The organism is Kribbella shirazensis (assembly GCF_011761605.1).
Taxonomy (GTDB): Bacteria; Actinomycetota; Actinomycetes; order Propionibacteriales; family Kribbellaceae; genus Kribbella; species Kribbella shirazensis.
Map to the genome: position 1 here is coordinate 7,897,000 of NZ_JAASRO010000001.1, position 22,244 is coordinate 7,919,243.

Below are 22,244 nucleotides of genomic sequence, written 5' to 3' on the forward strand. Positions count from 1 at the left end.
ACGTGACAACGCGCCGGTGGCAGGTCGGGGTACGGGCGATCTGTGGATAAAGTTCCCGGATTGCCTGGGGGGACGTCTTACACTCGGGGGTATGAGTACTCAGCTGACCCCCGGCGCGGAGACGGTTGTCGACGAGCGGACCCAGACTGCGCCGGCCGAGCCCGGCGATCACGAGCGGTTCTCGCACTACGTGCCGAAGGACAAGCTGACCGAGGCCATGGTGATGGGCACCCCGGTGGTCGCGCTGTGCGGCAAGGTGTGGGTCCCGAGCCGCGACCCGCAGCGCTTCCCGGTCTGCCCGGAGTGCAAGGAGATCTGGGACTCGCTCAACCCCGGCGACGACGCCGGCGGCGACGACGAGTAGCACTCAGTTCTGCGTGGGGTCGTCCGGGTAGGTCGACACGTAGGCCATCTGGTCGTTCTGGCGGCGCAGGACGCGGCGCCAGAGCGTGTCCGGGTCGTGCCCGAAGACGTCGGCCGGCTCGGACTCGACGACGTACCAGGCGCCCTCGGCGATCTCGCCCTCGAGCTGACCGCTGGACCAGCCGGCGTACCCGGCGAAGATCCGCATCCGGGTGATCGCGCCCTCGAGCAGCTGCGGCGGTACGTCGAGGTCGACCAGCCCGATCCGGCCGAAGCACTCCCGCCAGCCGGGCGGGTCCGTGGAGTCCAGCACCTCGGCGACGGCGAGCGCGCTGTCGGTGCCGACCGGGCCGCCCATGAACAGCACGCCCGGCTCGTCCACGGCCGACGACCAGTCCGGTAGCACCCGGTCCACGGACAGGTCCGCGGCGCGGTTGACCACCACCCCGAGTGCGCCGTCGTCGTCGTGGTCCAGGAGCAGGATCACCGACCGGCGGAAGGGCGGCTCGTCGAGCAACGGCGTCGCTACCAGGAGCGAACCGGTCAGGGTCGAGACCGTCATACCTCCATCATGGCGTACGACGGGCCGTCGGGGCGTCCAGACGACTGCCCAGACGACTGCTCAGACGACTGCCCAACCATGCGCCCAGTGCGACGCCGGCGAGGTCCGCGAGCGCGTCGAACGGGTCGCCGTCGCGCTGCGGCAGCACCCAGTGCTGCACGAGCTCGCTGACCACCGCGTTCGCGACGAGTGCCGCGAGCAACCACCGGACGCGTACGCCGGCCTTCCACCCGGTGAACGCGACCGCGGCGAACAGGAAGCAGTGCGCGATCTTGTCGATCTGCGGCAGCCCGACGTGCGGACCTGCCTCGCGCGGGGCGTAGACGCCGTACAGCTGCAACGCCACCGCTGCGAGGAACGCGATCCGCCAGACCCAGACCTTCACCTGCGAGCCCGGCTCGGCCGTAACGGTGCTCGTCACAATGCGGGTGTGTCGTCCGGGAAGCTCTCGTGCGCCGGCGCCTTGCCACCGGCGGCGTCGCGGACCGCGTGCGCGACCATCGTGTGCACCTCCGGGTGGAAGACGCTCGGCACGATGTACGCCGCGTTCAGCTCGTCGTCGGTCACCACGCCGGCCAGGGCGCGGGCGGCCGCCAGCTCCATCTCGACCGAGACCTTCGACGACTGCGCGTCGAGCAGACCGCGGAAGACACCCGGGAAGACCAGCACGTTGTTGATCTGGTTCGGGTAGTCGCTGCGGCCGGTGGCCATCACGGCGGCGTGCTCGCCGGCCGCGGCCGGGTCGACCTCGGGCACCGGGTTCGCCAGCGCGAACACGATCGAGTCCTCGTTCATGGTGGCGATGTCGGCGCCGGTCAGGATGTTCGGCGCGGAGACGCCGATGAACACGTCGGCGCCGGCCAGCGCACCCTTCAGGTCGCCGCTGTACTTGGCGGCGTTGGTGTTCTCCGCGATCCAGCGCAGCTCCGGCGACAGACCGTCGCGGTCCGGGTGGATCACGCCACCGATGTCCGCGACGCAGGTGTCCTTCACTCCCGCCGCGAGCAGCAGCTTGAGGATCGCCGTACCGGCCGCGCCGGCGCCGGACAGCACCACCCGCACGTTGCTGATGTCCTTGCCGACCACGCGCAGCGCGTTGTAGAGCGCCGCCAGGACGACGACCGCCGTACCGTGCTGGTCGTCGTGGAAGACCGGGATGTCGAGCTCCTCGCGCAGCCGGGCCTCGATCTCGAAGCAGCGCGGCGCGGAGATGTCCTCCAGGTTGATCCCGGCGAACCCGGGGGCGATCGCCTTGACGATCTGGACAATCTCGTCCGGGTCCTGGGTGTCCAGGCACAGCGGCCAGGCGTCGATCCCGGCGAACCGCTTGAACAGCGCGGCCTTGCCCTCCATCACCGGCAGCGCGGCCTTCGGGCCGATGTTGCCCAGACCCAGCACCGCAGAGCCGTCGGTGACGACCGCGACGCTGTTGCGCTTGATCGTCAGCCGGCGGGCGTCGTCGGGGTTGGCCGCGATCGCCAGGCAGACCCGCGCGACACCCGGCGTGTAGATCATCGACAGGTCGTCACGGTTGCGGATCGGGTGCTTGGCCTCCATCGAGATCTTGCCGCCGAGGTGCATCAGGAACGTCCGGTCCGAGACCCGGGCGATCTCGACGCCCGGTACGGCGCGCATCGCCTCGACCAGGCGGCCGGCGTGCTCGGTGTCGGCCGCGGCACAGGTGACGTCGATCCGCAGCCGCTCGTGGCCGGACGCGGTCACGTCGAGCGCGGTGACCAGACCGCCGGCCTGTTCGACCGCGGTCGTCAGCTTGCTCACCGTCGAGCCACCCGCGGGCACCTCGAGGCGAACGGTGATGGAGTACGAAACACTCGGCAAGGCAGTCACGCGGGTGATCCTCTCATGTCACTGGTAAAGCCTGGAGGTTCCGTACGTAAAGTGCACGACAGAGGTCTGGGTAATCCATTACCCGAGCCGCTACTGTTCGGTCAGGAAGGGAGTCAGGGTGCCGACTGTCAGCGACGTGGCCGCGCGCGCCGGGGTGTCGACGGCGACCGTGTCGCGGGCGCTGAACGGGAAACCGACCGTCGACCCGGACCTCGCCGCCCGGGTGCGGGTCGCGGCCGAGGAGCTCGGCTACCAGCCGAACGGCCCGGCGCGGAACCTGCGCCGCCAGGAGGCCGCCGTGGTCGCGCTGATCATCTCGGACGTGGAAAACCCTTTCTTCACCGCGATCGCGCGCGGTGTCGAGGACGTCGCGCACGAGGTCGGGTACTCCGTCGTGCTCTGCAACTCTGACGAGAGCGCCGAGAAGGAGAGCCGTTACGTCGACATCGCGATCCAGGAACGGGTCGCGGGCGTCATCCTGTCGCCGAGCGGCCCGGGTTCACCGGTGGCCAAGCTGGCGTCCCGCGGTACGGCGTACGTCGCGGTGGACCGTCCGTTGCCGGGACAGGACAGCGACGTCGTCCTGGTCGACACCCGGCTGGCGGCGCGCGAGGCGACCGCCCATTTGGTTGCCCAGGGCTACGAACGGATCGGGTGCGTCACCGGTCCCGCGGGCGTCCGCACGGCCGACGACCGGTTGGCCGGGTACCGCGACGCGCTCCGGTCGGCCCGGCGCCGCAGTACGGCGAAGCTGGTACGCCGTACCGAGTACCGGGCGGCCGGTGCGCACCGCGCGGCGGTGGACCTGCTGTCGCAGCCCGAGCCGCCCGACGCGCTGCTGATCGCGAACAGCGCGATGGCGGTCGGCGTACTGCAGGCGCTGCAGGAGCGCGGTGTGCGGGCGGGACGCGACGTCGGCCTGGTCGCCTTCGACGACGCCCCGTGGGCCGCCCTCGTCGACCCGCCGCTGACCGTCGTCGCCCAACCCGCCTACGAGATCGGCGCCGTCGCGGCCCGCCTCCTCCTGGCACGCATCGCCGACAACACCCGCCCACCAACCACCACGACGCTGGGCGCCCGCCTGATCGAACGCGCCAGCTCCCGCCGCTGACCCGGACCGCCACGCCATCACAATCCGCCCGAACCGGCGAGTCCACGCTCGCGGGTGCGGCGCCGCCGCGATTGTGATGGCCTGGCGGTCGGCGTCCGACCTCAGCCGGTCGGGTTTTCCTCGGCGTAGATCTGGGCGGCGTTCGACGCGTCGATCAGGCGCGTCGGGAGGATCTGGGACCGCTCGACGGTGCCGCAGTCGATCAGGATCTTCTTCGCGGCGGCGATGGCTTCCTTGCCGTTCGTCGGGTAGGTGAAGGTCGCGGACAGCCGGCCCTGCTCGACGGCCTTGATACCGCCGGACGGGATCGGCAGCGCGTCGATGCCGATGAACTTCATCTCCTTCTCCCGGCCGACCGCCTTGGCGGCCAGGTACGCGCCCTCGGCCATCGGGTCGTTGTGCGCGTACACCACGTCGATCTTCGGATTCGCCTTCAGCAGTGCGTCCATCTGCGCCTGGCCCTTCTCCCGCAGCCAGTCCCCGCCGGCATCGGCGATCACCTTGATCTTCGGGTTCGCCTTGATCGCGTCCATGAAACCCTGGTGCCGCTCGGCCTGCGGCGTCGCGCCCGCCAGGCCCTTCAACTCGACGACGTTGCCGCCCGACGGCAGCAGCTTCTCGGCGACGTACTTGCCCGCCTCGGACCCGATCTGCACGTTGTCGCCGCCGATGAACCCGGTGTACGCGTCACCCTCGACCTTCCGGTCCAGCACGATCACCGGGATGCCCTTGTCGTACGCCTTCTTCACCACCGCGGTCAGCGGCTTGGCCTCGTTCGGGCTGATGATCAGCAGGTCGATCTGCTGGGTGATGTAGTTCTCCACGTCCGCGACCTGCTTGGCGTTGTCCTGCGCCGCGTCGGCGAACTTCACGTCGAACTGCGGCACGTCCTTCGCCGCGGCGCGGATGTCGTCGTCCATCCGCTGCCGGTACGGCTCGGCGACGTTGGCCTGACTCATCCCGATCGTGTACTTGCCATCGGCCCCTTTGCAGGACTTGGACGCCTCGGGCGACGCACCCGAGGTCCTCTCACTGGTGGTCCCGCAGCCGGCCAGGACCAGCGCGGCAACGGCCGTAACGGCCAGGGGAATTCTGAGCGAGCGCATGATGCGAACCTTCCTCACGAAGCGGGGCGGAGTCGCTGCAGCGCGGCGGCGGCAACGATCACCAGTCCCTTGATCAGGAGCTGGATGTTGGAGTCGATGTTGTTCAGGGCCAGGATGTTGTTCAGTACGCCGAGCAGCAGCGCACCCGCCACGGTCCCGGCCACCGAACCGCGGCCACCCGCCAGGCTGGTACCGCCGATCACCACCGCGGCGATCGCGTCCAGCTCGTAGCCGATGCCGTCGTTCGGGCTGCCCTGGTTGAGCTGGACGGCGTGCACGATGCCGGCCAGCGACGCGAGCAGCCCGCAGATCGCGAACACCGCGATCTTCACCCGCACCACCGGTACGCCGGACAGCCGCGCGGCCTTCTCGTTGCCGCCGACGGCGTACAGGTGCCGGGAGAACGCGCTGATCCGGAGGAACACCACGGCGGCGATCGCGACCACACCGAAGATCAGCACCGGGATCGGCACCAGTCCGCCGAACGTGCGCTCCCCCAGGATCGCGAACGACGAGGGCGCCTCCTTCGGACCGTCGCCGTACGAGATCGCGACGCCCTGGCCGCCGGACCAGATCCGGGCCAGGCCGCGCGCTATCTGCAACCCGGCCAGCGTGACGATGAACGACTGGATCCCGATCATCGCGGTCGCGACGCCCTGCAGGGCACCGAAGACCAGCCCGATCGCGAGCACCAGTACGACCGACGGCAGGAAGCCCCAGTCGTTCTCGACCATCAGCACCGCGGATCCGACCGCGGCCAGGCCGAGCACCGCGCCGACCGACAGATCGATCCCGCCGATCAGGATCACGAACGTCATGCCGACCGCGATGATCCCGATCTCGGACACCGCCCGGACCACGTTCGCCAGGTTGTCCGCGCTGATGAACAGGATCTCGCCGTTCTTGCGCGGCGAGAAGATGATCGCCGCGACGAACACAGCGATCAGCCCGAACACGCTCTGGAACCGGAACAGCGTCGCGACCACCCCGCCGGACGACTGCGCCACCGGGGTGATCTTGTCCTGTACGTCGGTCACTGTGCTCCTCCGACCTCTTCGAACACTTCGCCCTGTCCCATTGCCGCCGCGAGCAGATCACCCTCGCCCGAGTCCGCGGTACTGAACGACGCGACGTCCCGCCCGTCCCGCAGTACGACGACGCGGTCGCAGACGCCGACCAGCTCCGGGAGCTCGGACGACGCCAGCAGTACGCCGATGCCCTGCGCCGCGAGTTCACCGAGCAGCCGGTAGATCTCGGCCTTCGCGCCGACGTCCACGCCCCGCGTCGGCTCGTCGAGGAGCAGCAGCTTGGGCTCGGTGAGCAGCATCCGGCCGAACACCACCTTCTGCTGGTTCCCGCCGGACAACGTGCCGACCTCGTCCTGCAGCCGCCCGAACTTCAGCCGCAACCGGTCGGCCATCTTCACCGACGCGGCGCGCTCCGTCCGGCGCGCGATCACGCCGAGCCGGCCGTACGACGGCAGGCTCGAGACGACCGTGTTCGCGAGGATCGAGTGGAACAGCACGAGGCCCGACGCACGCCGGTCCTCCGGGACGAATCCGATGCCCTGGGCAAGCGCCTGGCGCGGGCCGCGCGGCCGGATCGGCCTGCCCTGCAGGAGGATCCGGCCGGTACGGGTCCCGGCGGGCGCGACGCCGTACAGGGTCTCGAGGAGCTCGGTGCGGCCGGCGCCGAGGAGGCCGGCCAGACCGACGATCTCGCCTGAGCGCACGGTCAGCGAGATGCCGTCCGGGTCGCGGCGGCCGGGGCGCGGGCGGCGGGCCGCCAGCTTCAGGTTGTCGACGCGCAGCAGCTCGTCGCCGGTGTGGCTCTCCGGCGTGGTGAACATGGTCTGCACCGGGCGCCCGACCATCGCCTCGACGACTTCCGCCGTACTGAGCTCGCGCGGATCGAAGCTCGTGACGATCCGGCCGTTACGGAGCACCGTCGCGCGATCGGCGACCTGGGCGATCTCTTCCATCCGGTGCGAGATGTAGACGATGCCGACGCCGCTCTGCCGGAGTTCGCGGATCACGTCGAAGAGCCGCTCGACCTCGGAGCTCGTCAGCGCCGACGTCGGCTCGTCCATGATCAGCACCCGGGCGTCGAGCGACATCGCCTTCGCGATCGTGACGAGTTGCTGTTCGCCGACGCGGAGTTCGCCGACCGGGCGGCGCGGGTCGAGCCGGACGCCGCTGCGGTCGAGCAACTCGCGGGCCTCGCGCTCCATGCGGCGACGGTCGACCGTGCGGAGCGTCGTAAGGAGCTCGCGACCGAGGAAGATGTTGTCCGCCACCGACAGTCCGGGGACCAGGTCGAGTTCCTGGTGGATCATCGCGATCCCGGCGGACTGCGCGTCGGTCGGGCCGTTGAACCGCACCGGGCGGCCGTTGATCGCGATGCTGCCGTCGTACTCCGTGACGTCGCCGGACAGGATCTTCATCAGCGTGCTCTTACCGGCGCCGTTCTCGCCGAGCAGCGCGTGCACCTCGCCGGCGCCGAGCACGAAATCCACCTCGTGACAGGCCTGTACGCCGCCGTACCGCTTCCCGATCCCGGCCATCCGGACAAGGTCACCGTCGTCCACCATGCGACCTCCACGATCGGGCGAGTAATCGATTTCCCGGACGCTAGACCGCGCACATCCGGGGCGTCAACCCTTCACGCCCTAATCGAAGAGGTTGTACCTCCACGCACGCAGAACCTCCGAGTCAACCGTTGCAAACGGCGCGAGGGGCGGGTTCTGCGTGCGTGGAGGTACAGTGTTCAGCCTTCGGAGACGGTGACCTTGGTGAACAGGGGGCGGCCGCTTGGCGGCATGACGAAGCCCTGGACGCCGGAGCGGACGGCGGCGTTCGAGGCCAGCTCGGCCGGGAAGATGCCGACGGCGTCGTCCCAGAGGATCTGGCCGGCCTGCTGGTACAGGCCGGGGCGGGCGGCCTGGTCGACCGACGAGCGGGCGTCGAGCAGCAGCTTGTCGAGCGCGGGGTTGCAGTAGCCGTTGCGCTTGGCCGAGCAGACGTACAACCGGGCCAGCGTGTAGTCGGCGTCACCAGTGCCGGTCACGTTGGTCTGCAGGTTCATGTCCCAGTTGAGCTTGCCGAAGTCCTCCAGCCACTGCGCCCGCTCCTTCTCCAGCGGCTTGACCGTGACGCCGATCTTCGCCCAGTCCGAGATCATCGCCTGCGCCAGCGCCCGGATGTTCGGCCCGCCTTCCAGCGGCCACTGCATCGACGTGGTCAACCCGTTCGGGTACCCCGCCTCGGCCAGCAACTGCTTCGCCTTCGCCGGGTCGTACTTGTACGGCGAGAGCTTCGGCGCCCCGATCACGCCCTGGGCCAGCGGCGCCTGGGCGACCGACGCGAGATCACCGAAGAGGTCCTTCACGGTCCCCTCGAGGTTGAGCCCGTGCCACATCGCCTGCCGGACCCGCTTGTCGTTGAACGGCTTCCGGTTGGAGTTGAACCAGTTGAAGTAGTACGTCCAGCTCGGCGTCGTGGAGTACGTGATCGCCTCGCTGCCCTTGACCGAACCGACCTGGTCCGGCGGGATCTGCGTCAGGACGTCGACCTCGCCGTTCTGCAGCCCGGTGATCCGCCCGGCCACCTCCGGGATGTTCACGAACTCCAGCTTGCCGAGCTTCGGCGTACCGTCCCAGTACGACGGGTTCGCCGCCAGCTCCAGCTTCTCGTCGGGCTTGAACGACGTCACCGTGAACGGCCCGGTCCCGATCGGCTGGTTGAAGAACCCGTCGCTGTCGACCTTCGCGGCCGGGCCGATGAACAGCAGCGTCAGCGAGCTGAGCAACGTCCCGAGCGGCTTGCTGGTCTTCACCGTCACGGTCTGGTCGTCGGTCGCAGCGAACGACGTCACCGTCGAGTACAGCGGCACGAGCGGACCGTCCAGCTTCTTGTGCCGCTCGTACGACGCCACCACGTCCTTGGCGGTGAACGGCGTACCGTCGGAGAACTTCACACCGGAGCGCAGCTTGAACACCCAGGTGTTCGGGTCCGGGTTCTCCCACGCGGTGGCCAGGACCGGGACGATCTTGCCGTCCTCGACCCGGACCAGCGGCTCCATGATCTGCTGGATCGCGGTCTGCACGGCCTCTTCACCGGCGTACTTGTGGGTGTCCAGCGACACCGGGAACATCGCGGGCGCGTACCGCAGGACCTGTTCGCCGTCACTGCCCGGTTCGCTGGCCGGCGAGCACGCGGCCACGGCTGTCAGTGCGGCGACGGCGACGGCCGCCACTAATCGCTTCCTCAACACAGGGGTTCTCCTCAGAGCGTGTAGGTGGCGACGACCGGGTGGTGGTCGGAGGGTGCGCGGCCGTCGTGGAAGAAGTCGACGACCTCGCTGGACCGAGCGGCGAGCGGGCCGCGGGCGAAGATCCAGTCGATCGCCTTGGGTGGTGAGGCGAGCGGAGACAACCGGGTTCCGATCGGCCCGGTGGCTACCGTCGGCACGACCGGATGGGTCACCGGTGAGTGCCGGCCGAGGGCGGTGAAACTGTCCAGGAACCCGGCGTTGCCGAGTTCCCACTGCGGCGGGCCGATGTCGTTGATGTCGACGGTGAACAGGCACGCGCCGTCACCGGCCAGGCGTTCGAGGGCCGCCGCGATCGCCTGGGCCTGGGTGACCCGGCGGTTGACGTGATCGGTCCGCTCGTCCGGGTGGCCGGGCCAGGTCAGGTGCGCCGTACTGAAGATCAGCTCGGTCGCGTCGGGGGTGCGGAGTCTGACCCAGAAGAGCCGGGCGTCCGGCGACAGGATGCCGACGTCCTCCGCGCCGTGCTCGACACAGGAGAACAGGTCGCGGTGCCACCACAGGTTGCTCTGCGTCTCCCAGCCCGCCGTACCGTCGACGCGGTCGTGGTCGGGCAGCACGTCGTCGAGGAGCTTGCGGGTGATCGGGCGGAGTTCCTGTACGGCGAGCAGGTCCGGCGGGCGCGTACTGAACAGGCTCGCGATCGCGTCCCGCCGCTGGTCGAGGTGGAAGTCGGCCCACAGGTTGTAGGTCATCGCCACGAAGGTGAAGGTCATCGGTCCGTCCCGGTGGGCACGTTGTACGACGTGAGTCCGTCGAGCCGGAGCGTCGTGAGCGAACAGTTGACGGGCGGATCCAGCAGCATCTCGGCGCCCGCGGGCAGCCGCAGCGCCGACGCCGCCGCAACCCGAATTGGCCCACCATGCGTAACCACCAGCACCCGCCGGGGCCGCCCGGCCGCACCCACCCCCGCATCCGCATCCGCCCCACGGACAGACCCGGAGCCGACACCTGCTCCACGGGCGGGCCCGGCGATGTCGTTCATCGCCTCCCACACGCGCGCACGCAACTGCCGGAAGGTTTCACCACCCCCGCGCGCCACGTCTTCACCACGAGCGAAGGCGTTCACCACCTCCGGCTCGTCCGCGTAGACATCCACGAAGGTCCGACCGCCCCACGTCCCGACGTCGATCTCCCGCCACCGCGGGTCTACGCGGACGGACGGTTGGTCGAGCGTGTCGACGTACGGCTGCAACGTCTCCGTCACCCGCTGGAGATCACTCGCGACAATCTCGTCGATCTGCAATGCCTTCAAGTACTCCGCCGCCTGCTTCGCCTGTTGGCGGCCCAGGGCACTCAGCCCCGTGCCCTGCTGCCCTTGGTAGCGGTGCTCGGCGTTCCAGAGCGACTCGCCGTGGCGGAGGAGGACCAACTCGGTGAGGCTCATCGGGCAGCTCCGGTCAGCTCGGCGGCGAAGTGGCACGCGGCGGGATGCAGGTCGAGGCGGGTGGTCAGCTCGGGTACGTCGTGGGCGCACCGGTCCTCGGCCTTCCAGCAGCGGGTGCGGAAACGGCAGCCCGACGGTGGATCCGCCGGGGACGGGACGTCGCCGCCGATGATGATCTGCTCACGGGGCGGCTTGTCCCACGGCTTCGGGTCGGGTACGGCGGACAGCAACGCCTGGGTGTACGGGTGCAACGGGCGGGTGAACAGCTCGTCCTGCGGCGCGGTCTCGACGATCCGCCCGAGGTACATCACCGCGACCTGGTCCGAGATGTGCCGTACGACGGACAGGTCGTGGGCGATGAACAGGTACGCGAGGCCGAGGTCGCGACGCAGGTCCTCGAGCAGGTTGAGGACCTGCGCCTGGACGGAGACGTCGAGGGCGGAGACCGCCTCGTCGCAGATCACCAGTTTGGGGCGGAGGGCCAGTGCGCGGGCGATCCCGATGCGCTGGCGTTGTCCGCCGGAGAACTGGTGGGGGTAGCGCTGTGCGTGGTCGGGGTTGAGGCCGACGCGTTCGAGGAGCTCGCGGACCTCGGCGCGGTGCCGGTTGCGGGGTACGACGTCCGGGTGGATCTGCCACGCCTCGGCGACGATCTGCTCGACGGTCGCCCGCGGGTTGAGGGAGGCGTACGGGTCCTGGAAGATCATCTGCAACTGCCGGCGCACCCGGCGCATCGATGCCTTGGGCAACGAGGTCAGTTCCTCGCCGTCGAAGACGATGCTGCCCGAGCGCGCCTTCTCCAGCCCGATGATCGTCCGGGCGACGGTGGACTTCCCCGACCCCGACTCCCCCACGAGTCCGAGCGACCCACCCGCCGGGATGTCGAAGGAAACCCCCGCCACGGCCTGGATCTGCCCCACAGTCCGTCGTAGCACGGCGGATCGCATCGGGAACGACGTCTGCAGGTCCCGCACCGACAACAACAGGTTGGCGGGCGGAGTGTCAGTGGGCATCGGCCAGGACTCCTTCCGGGTGGTGGCAGGCGGCCTGGTGGGTGGGGTGGCGGCCAGGGAGTTCGCGGAGGGCGGGTTCGACGTCGGCGCAGAGCGCGTCGGCGTACCGGCAGCGGGGGCGGAACGAGCAGCCCGACGGCAGCGCCAGCAGGTCGGGCGGTGAACCCTTGATGGGCGTGAGCCGCTCACGCGGCCCGTCGAGGACCGGGACCGAGCCCATCAGGCCGGACGTGTAGGGATGGGCGCTGTGCTCGTAGACCTCGCGGAGCGGGCCGGTCTCGACCACGCGGCCGGCGTACATCAGGACCACCCGGTCGGCGACGTCCGCGACAACCCCGAGGTCGTGGGTGATGAGTACGAGCGACATTCCCTCCTCGGACTGCAACCGCGTGAGGAGGTCCATGATCTGCGCCTGGACCGTGACGTCGAGCGCGGTCGTCGGCTCGTCCGCGATCAGCAGCCGCGGTGACAACGCGAGCGCCATCGCGATCATCACCCGCTGCCGCATCCCGCCGGAGAACTGGTGCGGATAGTCGTCCAGGCGCTTCGACGCCGCCGGGATCCCGACCCGCTGCATCAACTCCAGGGCGGCCGCCCGCGCCTCGCGCCGCGACGCCCCGCGATGCCGGCGGAACATCTCCCCGATCTGCGCACCGACCCGGAACACCGGGTTCAGCGAGCTCAACGGATCCTGGAAGACCATCGCGATCTCCCGCCCCCGCAAGCCTTTCGCGGCCCCGGGCGCCAGCAGATCACGACCGTCGTACGTGATCGATCCGCCGCACACCCGCCCGGCCGGCTTCGGCACGATCCCCATCACCGCCTGCGCCGTGACGGACTTGCCGCTGCCGGACTCGCCCAGCAACGCCACGGTCTCACCGGGCCCGACCTCGAACGACGCCCCGTCGACCGCGGTCACCACCCCACCGGCGGTCGCGAACTCGACCCGCAGGTCCCGCACCCTCAGCAGTGGCTCCATCACATGCTCCTCAGTCGCGGGTCGTACCGGTCCCGGAGCGCGTCACCGAGCACGCCGAGCGAGATCACCAGGAACGCCAGCGCGATCCCCGGGATCGTCGAGATCCACCACGCGTCGGCCAGGTAGTTGCGCCCGTTCGCGATCGTCACACCCCAGCTGGGGGTCGAAGCCGGCGTCCCGAGACCGAGGAAGCTCAGTGACGCCTCGGCCAGGATCACGTGCCCGATCTCGACCGTCGCCACCACCAGCACCGGCGCGACACAGGCCGGCAGCACGCACCGGGTGACCAACCGCCAGGTCCCGGCGCCGAGGGTCCGCGACGCGTCCACGAACTCGCGGCGCCGCGTCGCCAGCGCCTGACCGCGGGCGACCCGGGCGAACGTCACCCAGTTCGCCACCGCGAGCACGATCACCACGTTCACCACGGAAGGTCCGAGCAGCGCCGCGATGAAGATCGCCAGCAGGATCGAGGGAAACGCCAGCTGGATGTCCGCGAGCCGCATCAGGACGCCGTCCAGCCAGCCGCCGAAGTACCCGGCGGCCAGCCCGATGGTCACACCGATGGTCCCGGCCAGCAGCAGCGTCGCCATCCCGACCGCGATCGAGATCCTTGCCCCCTGCAACATCTGGGCGAACAGGTCCTGCCCGACCTGGTCGGTGCCGAAGATCGCGAACGACCCGTCGGACAACCGGGTGAACGGCGGCTTCAGCCGGTCCGCGGTGCGGGTGCCGACCGGGTCGTACCGGATCAGCCACGGCCCGATCGCCGCCGCCACGACGTACACCGCGATCACCGCGAACCCGAACCTGATCCGGGCCGATCCGGCCCTGGTACGACGGCGCGCGGCCACCGGCGCCGGTATCGAGAGCTCGACAGTCAAGGTCAGTCACCAGCCAGACGGACCCGCGGGTCCAGGAAGCCGTAGAGCAGGTCCACGAGCAGGTTGATCACCACGAAGATCGTTGCCACCAGCAAGATCGAGGCCTGGACGACGCCGTAGTCGCGGCGCCCGATCGAGTCGATCAGCAGCCGCCCGACGCCCGGCCAGGCGAACACCGTCTCGACGATCACGGTCCCGCCGAGCAGCGCGCCGAACTGCAGCCCGACCACGGTCACGATCGGGATCAGCGCGTTCCGCAACGCGTGCACGAGAATGACGATGCCCTCACCGAGCCCTTTCGCCCGCGCGGTCTGCACATAGCCCTCGTGCACCACCTCGAGCAGCCCGCTGCGGGTCAGCCGCACCAGGATCGCCAGGAACGGCAACGCCAGCGTGATCGTCGGCAGCACCAGGTGCGACCACGTCCCCGATCCGGCACTCGGCAGTACCTTCAACCCACGCGCGAACACCAGGATCAGCACGATCCCGAGCCAGAACGACGGCGTCGACTGGCCCATCAGCGAGAAGACCGAGATCGTCCGGTCCACCCAGCTGTGCGCCCGGAGCGCCGCGACCACGCCGAGCGGCAGACCGATCAGCAACGACAGCAGCAACGCCGTCGACGCCAGCTGGATGGTGGCCGGAACCCGTTGCAGGACAAGGCTCATCGAGTCCGCGTTCAGCCGGAACGACTCCCCGAAGTCCAGGTGCACGACGTTCGCCAGATACGTCGCGTACTGCTGGATCAGCGGCTGATCGAGCCCGAGCTGCGCTCGCAACGCGGCCACCTGCGCCTGGTCCGCGTCGGGCCCGAGCATGATGTACGCCGGGTCGCCGGGCACGAGCCGCAGTACGACGAAGATGATCGTGACCGCGCCCCACAGCACGAAGAGCGAGAAGAACAACCGCCGGACGACGTACGCCCCCATCAGACGCCGCTCCGCAGTACCGAGACCACGCGCCGGACCTCGTCGACCGAGCCGGCCTGCATCAGCTCCGCGCCCAGCGAACCCGCACACTGCCCGTCACTCGCGCGCACCGGTACGGCGACCATCCGCGGCAGCGATGCTACGGGGCGGGCGTTGTGCGCGAAGCCGGACACCCGGATCCGCTGCAGCGTGTCGAGGAGGTCGGGCGTGCCTGTCACCTGGTCGGCGGGCAGGGCGGAGAGGTACGCGCGGCCGAGGGCGCTCTGCCGGAGCGACACCGCATGGCCCGGCTGGACCGAGCTACCGCCAGCGACTGCCGCCACCTGCAGGACGGTGCCGACGCTCTTCGGCAGCGGTTTCGCAAGTACTACCAAGCGACCCAACCGATCGCCCAGGACCATCAGGGAGTGCTCGGAGCCCGACCACCGTGCGGCGTCGGGGCCGACGGCGGAAGTGCGGCGGTGGGCGGAGGTGGGGCGGAGGGCGGCCAGGCCGTCCCGGGCGGTGTAGCGGTGGTCGTCGACCCGGGCTGCCAGGCCGTGCTCGCAGAAGGTCGCGAGGATGCGGTGCACGGTGCTCTTGTGCAGGCCGACGGTACCGGCGAGCTCGGTGACGCCGTACGCGCGGTCTTCGCGATTGAGCTCGGCCAGGACGGTGAGGGCACGGCTCAGCGACTGCATAGTGCCTCGATTCCGTGAACGTTAACGGTAGCGTTAATGCACCGTAGGAGTGTGTGATTTAGGTGTCAATAGACCACCGTTGCTCAGGATGAAACAGCCCGTTGACGGCCAATTCCCGTGAACGTTAACTTCACAGAACATCCACTTGACCCGCCCTTGGGAGGCACTGCGTGACGACATCCGACGTACGCGCCGCGCTACTGTCCGCCGATCCGAAGCTGTCCAAGTTCTCGCCGCTGCCGCGCATCCTGGCCTTCGACGAGTTCGACAGCGGCACGCACGGCTGGACCGAGCTGCTCGGCAACTACAACGGCCGCGGCGACCTCAGCACGGTCGACGACCACATGCGCGACTTCCGGCCGCCGCAACTGTCGGCCTGCAACTTCTTCGACATCGGTACGCACGGAGCGCTCAGCGGCACGTACGCGCTCAAGCTCGCAACCCGCCCGTACAAGGGCCACACCGCGGTCGCGATCCGCCGGCTCACGATGAGCGGCCGCGGCCTCGTACAGCTGGAGACGTACTTCGCCTTCAAGTCCGAGGCCACGCTCGGCGGCGGCGCCGAGCTCGACAGTTTCGGCGACGTGCAGTGGGACGGCAACACGCACCCGTCCGAGGCGCAGTTCGGCGCGTTCACGGTCGCCACCGACCTGTGCGGCGACGGTGGCCTGCGCTACCACACGGTCGCGCGCTACCAGAACACGGACATGGACAACCACTTCACCCGGCGGTGGATGGCACCGACCGTCCCCGAGCCGACGCCCCGCGAGCACTTCGAGGGCAAGGTGAAGCTCGAGTACGCCGCCGACTTCACCGCGCCGAACCCGGAGGACTGGCAGCAGTTCGGGGAGCCGCAGGAGCTCTGCTACAACGAGGTCCCGACCAAGGTGAACTGGCACTACCTGCGCTGGCTGATCGACACCGACAAGCGCAAGAACGTCGAACTGCAGGTCAACGACCGCGTGATGGACATGCGCGACGTACCCGTTCCGCCGTACGAGGAGCGCTACGAGACGCTCGAGAACCTGCTGAACTTCTACTTCTCGGTCCGCACACACAGCTCGGTGCGCAACTTCCTCTTCCTCGACTCCGTCCTGATCTCGGTTGATTGGTAGGCCCATGCGACAGTCCATGACGGCGGTACTGGAACGCGACACGACGTTCGACACCCGCTTCGCAACCGAGCCGTACGAGGTCGCCTGGGCGAGTGAGGCGCGCTGGTTCGTGCAGCACGTCGGCGGTGACGGTACGGCGACGTACGTCACGCAGGTCTCCCCCGACGGGCTCACCTGGTGCGATCTGGACGACCTGGAACATGTGGTCGAGCCGGGCGGACTGGTGAGCTGGCCGGCCACCGGGTTCGGCCACTGGCTGCGCCTTCGCGCTAAGGTCGAAGGCTCGGTGCAGGTACGGATCCACCTGGCTGTGAAGGCGTAAGAGGGGTTTGGATGACGGAGGGCCCACGACCGCGGCCGACGCTGCGGGACATCGCGACCGCGCTCGGGCTGTCGGTGAACACCGTGTCGCGCGCGCTCGGCGACAAGGACAGCGTCAGCGCCAGTACGCGGGCCGCCGTGCAGGCCGAGGCGGCGCGGATCGGGTACGTCCCGAACACGCTGGCCCGGTCGCTGGTGCTCGGCTCCGCGATGACGCTGGGCCTCGTCATCACCAACCCCTCCAACCCGTTCTACGCGCAGCTGATCAGCAGCATCGAGCTCCGGGTCCGCGCCCAGGGGTATTCGTTGCTGCTGCTCGTCACCGACGAGAGCGTGGAGAACGAGCAGCGCGCCACCGAGGCGTTGCGGCGGTCCGCGGTCGACGGCGCGGTGGTCGTACCGGTGCAAGCCGAGTGGGACCACTGGCGCCGCGTCCGCGACAGCGGTATCCCGCTGGTGTTCGTCAACCGTGACGTGCCCGAGCTCGACTGCGACATGGTCGGGGTCGACTACGAACGCGGGTCCTACGAGGCCACCAGCCATCTGATCGCGGGCGGTGCGCGCCGGCTGCTCCTGCTCGAGGAGGACCTGCCGATCACGACCACGGCCGACCGGATCACCGGCTTCCGTCGCGCGATGGCCGACGCCGGCCTCGCCGTACCGGACGACTCGGTCCGTACCGTGCCGACCCGGCGGTACGACTCGCTGGCGCTGCCCTGGCAGCCGGAGGAGGCGTACCGCTTCGCGCAGTCCCTCGAACTGCCGGACGCGATCGTGACCGGCAACGACTACTTCGCCCTCGGTCTGCTCCGGTTGCTCGCCGAGCGCGGGCTGGACGTCCCCGGCGACGTCGCGATCACCGGTTACGGCGACCACCCGTACGCCGCCTACCTCCAGACCCCACTCACCACGGTCCGGCTGCCGGCGGCTGAGGTCGGCAGCACCGCCGTGGACCTGCTCATGCAACGGCTCAAGGCGTCCGGCGCCGAGCGACCACGTAAGACCCTGATCCGCCCGGAGTTGGTGATCCGGGCGTCGGCCCCGATCGCCAGGCCATCACAACCGACCGCAGAGAGCGGGTCCCCGCCTGAGGAGCCGGCGATGCACCGATTGTGATGGCCTGGCGGTCGTTACTCCTCCAGCCAGGCTCTGACGGACTCGTTGTGCTCGCCGAGCCGCGGCGGCGGGAGGTTCGTCTCGCGCGCACCGGCGTACGGGTTGTCGTCGAAGCGAAGTGGCGGGCCGGGCAGCTGGATGCGGCCGAGCGTCGGGTGGTCGACGTCGACCAGCAGGCCCTGCGAGAGCGTCTGCTCCCACTCGTACACCTGCTGGAAGTCGCGGACCTTGCCGGCCGGGATCCCCTGCTGTGCAAGGCGTTCCAGCCATACGTCGGCCGGCTCGGCGGCGAACGCGGACTCGATGGCCGCGGTCAGCTCGTCCCGGTGCGCGACCCGCTCGGAGTTGACCGCGAACCGTACGTCGTCCGCGTCGAGCCCGACGATCGGGGCGAACAGCCGCCACAGTCCTTCACTGCCGACCGCGACCTGCACGATGTCGTCCTGGGTGCGGAACAGCCCGTACGGCGCGATCTGCGCGTGATGGTTCCCGACCCGCTGCGGGAGCTCGTGCGCGACGGTCCACTTCGTGCCGTGGAAGGCGTGCACGCCGACGACCGAGGCGAGCAGGCTGGTCCGTACGACGCGTCCCTTCCCGGTGATCGACCGCTCGTGCAGGGCTGCCAGCGTGCCGTACGCGCCGTACATCCCGGCCAGCAGGTCGGCGATCGGGGCACCGACCTTGGTCGGCTCGGTCTCACCCGTGATGCTCATCAGACCGCCCTCGCCCTGCGCGATCTGGTCGTAGCCGGCCCGCCCGCCCTCGGGCCCGTCGTGGCCGAAGCCGGTGATCGAGAGGATCACCAGGCCCGGGTTGAGTTCGTGCAGCCGCTCGGTGGAGAAGCCGAGCCGGTCGAGCACGCCGGGGCGGAAGTTCTCCAGCAGTACGTCGGCCTTCCGGACGAGCTTGGTGAGGAAGTCCCTGCCCTCGTCCGACTTGAGGTCGGCGGTCACCGACTCCTTGTTCCGGTTCGCGGACAGGTAGTACGTCGACTCCCCCTCGACGAACGGCGGTCCCCACCCGCGGCTGTCGTCGCCGCCGTTCGGGGTCTCGACCTTGATCACCCGGGCCCCGAGATCCCCCAGCATCATCGCCGCGTGGGGCCCGGCCAACGCCCGGGTCAGATCGACGACGACGATGTCCGACAGGAGATTCTGCACGCGGCCACCCTAGGCGAGCGGGCCGCGTCCGGCCGTGACGCGATTCTCATCCGCCCCGGATCGAACCGATCCAGCAGTCCGGACGTGTCCCGGCCAGGGGGACTACCGAGCACCCCAGGGACCAGGAGGAATCATGTCCGTACGCATGACCATCGCGGCCACGGCCGCCGTTCTCGCGGCAGCCGCCTTCGGCCTGCCGGCCGCGAGCGCCGCGCCGGCCATCCCGTTGAACGGGGAACAGGAGGCGTCCGCCGCCGATCCGGACGGCCACGGGTTCTTCACCTACACGATCGACGGTACGACGTTCTGCTGGACGCTGAGCTGGCAGGGCATCGAGACGGCGACCGCCGCGCACGTCCACCGGGCTGCGCGGGAGGTCGCCGGTCCGATCGTCATCCCGCTGTCCGTGGCCGCGAACCCTGGTTCGGGCTGCACCACGATCGACGCCGCTCTGGCCGCCGCGATCACCGCCGATCCGAAGGCGTACTACGTCAACGTCCACAACGCGCCGTTCCCGGCAGGCGCCATCCGCGGTCAGCTGAAGTAGCTCAGCGCACCTTGCGGGCCAGGGACGCCAGCCGGTGGGTGACGTCCCTGGGCCGCTCCTGCATGAGCATGTGCCCGGCGCCGGGGTAGATCCACAGGCGGGCGGACGGGAGCTGGGCGGCGATCCGGTTGGCGTGCCGGGGTGGGAGGAGGCGGTCACGTGTCCCGTGCATGATCTCGACCGGTACCTGGTCGAGGACCTTCAGCGCATGCCCGAGGTCGTGCTGCAGGATCGCCTCGAAGAACCCGCCGTACGACGGACCGGGCACGACCGCCAGATCGGCCAGGAAGAGCTCCACCTCGGCCGGATCCGCCTTCCTCCCGAACACCAGCCGCCGCAGGCCGGAACGCTGGAACCGGGCCGCGACCACCCGCGCCGCCTCCCGCTGCCGGGCGGCTCGGCGGTCGACGCGAGCGCCGACCAGGTTCATCGCCCGCGGCGCCACGAGCGCGGCAGCGGGCTCCAGCCGCTTGGGAAGGCCGAAGGCACCCGCGGTGATCTGTCCCGACGACGTGCTGACGAGTGCGGCCGCGCGGATGCGGGTGCCGAACAGATCCGGGTACCGGTCGGCGGCCGCCATCAGCGTCATCCCGCCCATCGAGTGGCCGGCGTACACGACCGGACCGTCGCCGACGACCTCGTCGAGCACCGTGACCAGGTCCTCGGCCAGCTGATCGATCCGCATCGACCCGGCGGGCGCGGCCTCCGAACGACCGTGCCCGCGGTGGTCGTAGGTGACGACGCGGACGGCGTCCAGTCCGAGGACCTGCGGCAGCCCTTCGACCTGGTGGTGCCAGGACCGCGTCGAGCACGTCCACCCGTGCACCAGCAGCACTGTCACCGGCGCGTCGGCCAGCCCGGTGACCTCGACGTTCAGCCGTACTCCGTCCCGGGTGGTGACCCCGGTGCGCTCCAACTGGATCGTCACGCAATCTCCCGTTCCCGAACACCGTCGGCCAGATGGGCCGCCCGCAGCCGCCCGCCGCGGGCGCCACGCCCGACCAGCCAGGCGATCCCGAAGACCTCGAGCAGCCCGACCACGCCGAGCAACGCGTACCCGGCGTTCCACATCCATCGTGGCACGTCGGTCCGTTCCTCGCGCCGCAGGATCTCCTGCTCGCTGCCGAACTCGACCCGCTGCCCGTTCGAGACCTGCACCGCGGGCTTCTCGATCGCCGGGTCCTCCGGCGCGTACACCCAGGTCGCCACCATGTCCCGCTGCCCCTGGTGCAGCCGAATCATCGACTTCCACTTCCCGTACATCGGCAGCGGGTCCCGCGACCGATACGTGCCGTCGGCAACCTTCTCCATCGGGTGGTACACCAGTCCGCCGCCCTGCCAGGCCAGCGCCTCGAACCAGCGCGCGCCTTCGGCCGCGTCGCCCGGCGCCAGCGTGATCGTCACGTACGCCGTCGGCTCGGCCCCCGTGGCCGCCCGCTCCAACGACACGACGCCCGACACGCCCGGCTCGGCCGTCCGCGGTACGCAGAAGAACACCGTCGCCGCGACCGCGACCAGCCCGGCGGCGCCCAGTTGATGGGTACGCCGGACCGCGATCGGCCGGATGTGCTTGATCCCGACGGCGCGCTGCTCGCCGGCCACCTCGGCGTACCGGGTGGCAAGCCAGGCCCCGACCAGACCGGCTCCGATGCCGGCGACCACGCCGTACCCGATCGCCGACGGCAGGATCGACGACGGCCACGGGTTCGGCATCCAGACGTGGCTCCAGGCGTACTCCGCGACCACGCCGACGGTCCCGATCAGCAGACCGGAGACGGCGCCCAGCCGGAAGCGGTTCTTGTTGCCGAGGGCAAACGCCACCGCCTCGACCAGGACCGCCTCGACGATCAGCAGCGGGAAGTGCCCGACGATCTCACCGAGCGGCTCGGCCACCGCGAAGGCGATCCCGCCGCGGATCAGCAGGTACACCCCCAGCGCGACGAACGTCGTCCCCGGACCGCGTCGCGCCCGCAGGATCGTGAACGCCATCGCCGCGCCGAACACGATCAGGATCGGCTGCAGGATCAACGGGAACTGCGGTACGCCGTAGTTGAACTCGGTGCTGAACAGGTCCCACGCGATCAGCAGCGCGCCGACCGAGATCATCTCCTGGAAGCGGCGCCACCGGTTGCTGCCGACGAGCTGCTCGACCTCGGCCTGCGCGAGCAGCCGGGCGAAGATCGAGAAGACCACGCCGCCGATCATCAGCAGATGGGTCGGGCCCCAGAGCGTGACGTCCTCACCGAACAGCCGGTGCCACACGTCGTCCAGCGGGAACCCGACCAGCGCGAACGTCCCGCAGACCGTGATGAGCGCGGCGCTGCACGGGATCCGCCAGCCCCGGGTGAGCTTGATCGTCCGGGCCGGCAGCGGTTTGCCGGCGAGCGCGATCGGCAGCACGCCGGCGACGATCACGCCGAGGATGCCGAAGAAGATCGGATAGTGCGCCGGCGTCCCGAACGGACCGGTGTCGCGGCCGCGGGCGATGTGCACCGCGATGTCCCACCAGACGCCGAACGCGCAGGCGAGCAGCGAGACCACGTGCAGGTACGGCGTGAGCGCGGCCCATCGGGGGACTCCGTCAAGCCTCCCGATGGTGTCCGCGAGCCTCCCTACCAGCGTGACGCGCCCGGTGCGTTCCCGCCACAGGAGCACGGCGAGTGCGAGGTAGAGGACCGAGACGAGGCCGGTGACGATCGCGATCTGGTCGAACGTCGCCGTACCGGTGGTCGCCAGCGGGAACGCCATGGAACGGCTCCTTCGGACAGAAGTAATGCGCCACTGGGCATGTTACATC

At 69.8% G+C, this 22,244-nt stretch carries 23 protein-coding genes; 6 read left to right on the plus strand and 17 right to left on the minus strand.

All coding sequences use genetic code 11. The features are described 5' to 3' along the window. Positions 1-91 precede the first annotated feature (91 nt). Positions 92-364 carry a DUF3039 domain-containing protein gene (locus BJY22_RS37610; protein WP_167216598.1) on the plus strand — a complete coding sequence of 91 codons (273 nt, stop codon included), beginning with the start codon at positions 92-94 and terminating at the stop codon, positions 362-364. Between the two features lie 3 nt (positions 365-367). Here the strand turns inward: BJY22_RS37610 and BJY22_RS37615 are convergent, their stop codons facing one another. The 3 genes from BJY22_RS37615 to BJY22_RS37625 are packed head-to-tail and all read right to left on the minus strand — an operon-like array spanning position 368 to position 2,773. After that, on the minus strand, positions 368-925 hold the full coding sequence (locus BJY22_RS37615; protein ID WP_167216600.1) for a YqgE/AlgH family protein: 558 nt from the start codon (positions 923-925) through the stop codon (positions 368-370). Between the two features lie 7 nt (positions 926-932). Continuing rightward, the gene (locus BJY22_RS37620) at positions 933-1,346 is read right to left on the minus strand and encodes a VanZ family protein (protein ID WP_238350569.1); all 414 of its coding nucleotides are present in this window, start codon (positions 1,344-1,346) and stop codon (positions 933-935) included. Further along, positions 1,343-2,773: a malic enzyme-like NAD(P)-binding protein gene (locus tag BJY22_RS37625; protein WP_167216602.1), complete on the minus strand. Its 1,431-nt coding sequence runs from the start codon at positions 2,771-2,773 to the stop codon at positions 1,343-1,345. The genes BJY22_RS37620 and BJY22_RS37625 overlap by 4 nt, the downstream gene beginning before the upstream one ends. Positions 2,774-2,891: 118 nt before the next feature. Here BJY22_RS37625 and BJY22_RS37630 point away from each other — a divergent pair, with 118 nt between their 5' ends. Then, positions 2,892-3,884, plus strand: a complete 993-nt coding sequence (locus BJY22_RS37630) for a substrate-binding domain-containing protein (RefSeq protein ID WP_167216604.1) — start codon at positions 2,892-2,894, stop codon at positions 3,882-3,884. A gap of 101 nt (positions 3,885-3,985) precedes the next feature. Here the strand turns inward: BJY22_RS37630 and BJY22_RS37635 are convergent, their stop codons facing one another. The 11 genes from BJY22_RS37635 to BJY22_RS37685 form a co-directional block, all read right to left on the minus strand. Continuing rightward, positions 3,986-4,990 carry a substrate-binding domain-containing protein gene (locus BJY22_RS37635; protein WP_202891444.1) on the minus strand — a complete coding sequence of 335 codons (1,005 nt, stop codon included), beginning with the start codon at positions 4,988-4,990 and terminating at the stop codon, positions 3,986-3,988. 14 nt (positions 4,991-5,004) lie between these two features. After that, on the minus strand, positions 5,005-6,027 hold the full coding sequence (locus BJY22_RS37640) for an ABC transporter permease subunit (protein ID WP_167216606.1): 1,023 nt from the start codon (positions 6,025-6,027) through the stop codon (positions 5,005-5,007). Beyond that, complete coding sequence (locus BJY22_RS37645) at positions 6,024-7,580, minus strand: sugar ABC transporter ATP-binding protein (protein ID WP_167216608.1); 1,557 nt, start codon at positions 7,578-7,580, stop codon at positions 6,024-6,026. Before BJY22_RS37645 ends, BJY22_RS37640 begins: the two co-directional genes overlap by 4 nt. Before the next feature lie 176 nt (positions 7,581-7,756). Next, on the minus strand, positions 7,757-9,259 hold the full coding sequence (locus tag BJY22_RS37650; RefSeq protein ID WP_167216610.1) for an ABC transporter substrate-binding protein: 1,503 nt from the start codon (positions 9,257-9,259) through the stop codon (positions 7,757-7,759). Between the two features lie 14 nt (positions 9,260-9,273). Further along, complete coding sequence (locus BJY22_RS37655; RefSeq protein ID WP_167216612.1) at positions 9,274-10,035, minus strand: endonuclease/exonuclease/phosphatase family protein; 762 nt, start codon at positions 10,033-10,035, stop codon at positions 9,274-9,276. Continuing rightward, complete coding sequence (locus BJY22_RS37660; protein ID WP_167216614.1) at positions 10,032-10,706, minus strand: histidine phosphatase family protein; 675 nt, start codon at positions 10,704-10,706, stop codon at positions 10,032-10,034. Before BJY22_RS37660 ends, BJY22_RS37655 begins: the two co-directional genes overlap by 4 nt. Next, the gene (locus tag BJY22_RS37665) at positions 10,703-11,719 is read right to left on the minus strand and encodes an ABC transporter ATP-binding protein (protein ID WP_167216616.1); all 1,017 of its coding nucleotides are present in this window, start codon (positions 11,717-11,719) and stop codon (positions 10,703-10,705) included. The genes BJY22_RS37660 and BJY22_RS37665 overlap by 4 nt, the downstream gene beginning before the upstream one ends. Next, positions 11,709-12,698: an ABC transporter ATP-binding protein gene (locus BJY22_RS37670; protein ID WP_167216618.1), complete on the minus strand. Its 990-nt coding sequence runs from the start codon at positions 12,696-12,698 to the stop codon at positions 11,709-11,711. The genes BJY22_RS37665 and BJY22_RS37670 overlap by 11 nt, the downstream gene beginning before the upstream one ends. Then, positions 12,698-13,579 (minus strand): ABC transporter permease, encoded by an 882-nt coding sequence (locus BJY22_RS37675; protein ID WP_202891445.1) that lies wholly within the window; start codon positions 13,577-13,579, stop codon positions 12,698-12,700. Before BJY22_RS37675 ends, BJY22_RS37670 begins: the two co-directional genes overlap by 1 nt. A gap of 2 nt (positions 13,580-13,581) precedes the next feature. Further along, the gene (gene nikB / locus BJY22_RS37680; protein ID WP_167216620.1) at positions 13,582-14,508 is read right to left on the minus strand and encodes a nickel ABC transporter permease; all 927 of its coding nucleotides are present in this window, start codon (positions 14,506-14,508) and stop codon (positions 13,582-13,584) included. Continuing rightward, positions 14,508-15,188 (minus strand): helix-turn-helix domain-containing protein, encoded by a 681-nt coding sequence (locus tag BJY22_RS37685; protein WP_167216622.1) that lies wholly within the window; start codon positions 15,186-15,188, stop codon positions 14,508-14,510. The genes nikB and BJY22_RS37685 overlap by 1 nt, the downstream gene beginning before the upstream one ends. Before the next feature lie 170 nt (positions 15,189-15,358). Between BJY22_RS37685 and BJY22_RS37690 the strand changes: the two genes are divergently transcribed. The 3 genes from BJY22_RS37690 to BJY22_RS37700 are packed head-to-tail and all read left to right on the plus strand — an operon-like array spanning position 15,359 to position 17,740. Further along, positions 15,359-16,303, plus strand: coding sequence for a DUF6772 family protein (locus BJY22_RS37690; RefSeq protein WP_167216624.1), 945 nt, complete (start codon positions 15,359-15,361; stop codon positions 16,301-16,303). A gap of 16 nt (positions 16,304-16,319) precedes the next feature. Next, positions 16,320-16,625, plus strand: coding sequence for a hypothetical protein (locus BJY22_RS37695; protein WP_202891446.1), 306 nt, complete (start codon positions 16,320-16,322; stop codon positions 16,623-16,625). A gap of 11 nt (positions 16,626-16,636) precedes the next feature. Further along, positions 16,637-17,740, plus strand: a complete 1,104-nt coding sequence (locus BJY22_RS37700; protein ID WP_167216628.1) for a LacI family DNA-binding transcriptional regulator — start codon at positions 16,637-16,639, stop codon at positions 17,738-17,740. Positions 17,741-17,754: 14 nt separating this feature from the next. On the opposite strand, the gene BJY22_RS37705 is transcribed toward BJY22_RS37700, so the two are convergent. Next, on the minus strand, positions 17,755-18,900 hold the full coding sequence (locus BJY22_RS37705) for a CoA transferase (protein ID WP_167216630.1): 1,146 nt from the start codon (positions 18,898-18,900) through the stop codon (positions 17,755-17,757). Between the two features lie 133 nt (positions 18,901-19,033). Here BJY22_RS37705 and BJY22_RS37710 point away from each other — a divergent pair, with 133 nt between their 5' ends. Then, a complete protein-coding gene (locus BJY22_RS37710) occupies positions 19,034-19,447 on the plus strand; it encodes a CHRD domain-containing protein (RefSeq protein WP_167216632.1) in 414 nt (137 codons plus the stop codon). A gap of 1 nt (position 19,448) precedes the next feature. Here the strand turns inward: BJY22_RS37710 and BJY22_RS37715 are convergent, their stop codons facing one another. After that, positions 19,449-20,375, minus strand: a complete 927-nt coding sequence (locus tag BJY22_RS37715; protein WP_337759770.1) for an alpha/beta fold hydrolase — start codon at positions 20,373-20,375, stop codon at positions 19,449-19,451. After that, the gene (locus tag BJY22_RS37720; protein ID WP_167216634.1) at positions 20,372-22,195 is read right to left on the minus strand and encodes a hypothetical protein; all 1,824 of its coding nucleotides are present in this window, start codon (positions 22,193-22,195) and stop codon (positions 20,372-20,374) included. The genes BJY22_RS37715 and BJY22_RS37720 overlap by 4 nt, the downstream gene beginning before the upstream one ends. Positions 22,196-22,244: the final 49 nt, after the last annotated feature.

Bases quoted from the DNA above. Each gene is read 5' to 3' on its own strand.
- BJY22_RS37610 (WP_167216598.1), top strand. From the start codon at position 92: ATGAGTACTCAGCTGACCCCCGGCGCGGAGACGGTTGTCGACGAGCGG.
- BJY22_RS37615 (WP_167216600.1), bottom strand. From the start codon at position 925: ATGACGGTCTCGACCCTGACCGGTTCGCTCCTGGTAGCGACGCCGTTG.
- BJY22_RS37635 (WP_202891444.1), bottom strand. From the start codon at position 4,990: ATGCGCTCGCTCAGAATTCCCCTGGCCGTTACGGCCGTTGCCGCGCTG.
- BJY22_RS37645 (WP_167216608.1), bottom strand. From the start codon at position 7,580: ATGGTGGACGACGGTGACCTTGTCCGGATGGCCGGGATCGGGAAGCGG.
- BJY22_RS37655 (WP_167216612.1), bottom strand. From the start codon at position 10,035: ATGACCTTCACCTTCGTGGCGATGACCTACAACCTGTGGGCCGACTTC.
- BJY22_RS37660 (WP_167216614.1), bottom strand. From the start codon at position 10,706: ATGAGCCTCACCGAGTTGGTCCTCCTCCGCCACGGCGAGTCGCTCTGG.
- BJY22_RS37665 (WP_167216616.1), bottom strand. From the start codon at position 11,719: ATGCCCACTGACACTCCGCCCGCCAACCTGTTGTTGTCGGTGCGGGAC.
- BJY22_RS37670 (WP_167216618.1), bottom strand. From the start codon at position 12,698: ATGGAGCCACTGCTGAGGGTGCGGGACCTGCGGGTCGAGTTCGCGACC.
- nikB (WP_167216620.1), bottom strand. From the start codon at position 14,508: ATGGGGGCGTACGTCGTCCGGCGGTTGTTCTTCTCGCTCTTCGTGCTG.
- BJY22_RS37685 (WP_167216622.1), bottom strand. From the start codon at position 15,188: ATGCAGTCGCTGAGCCGTGCCCTCACCGTCCTGGCCGAGCTCAATCGC.
- BJY22_RS37695 (WP_202891446.1), top strand. From the start codon at position 16,320: ATGACGGCGGTACTGGAACGCGACACGACGTTCGACACCCGCTTCGCA.
- BJY22_RS37700 (WP_167216628.1), top strand. From the start codon at position 16,637: ATGACGGAGGGCCCACGACCGCGGCCGACGCTGCGGGACATCGCGACC.
- BJY22_RS37710 (WP_167216632.1), top strand. From the start codon at position 19,034: ATGTCCGTACGCATGACCATCGCGGCCACGGCCGCCGTTCTCGCGGCA.
- BJY22_RS37720 (WP_167216634.1), bottom strand. From the start codon at position 22,195: ATGGCGTTCCCGCTGGCGACCACCGGTACGGCGACGTTCGACCAGATC.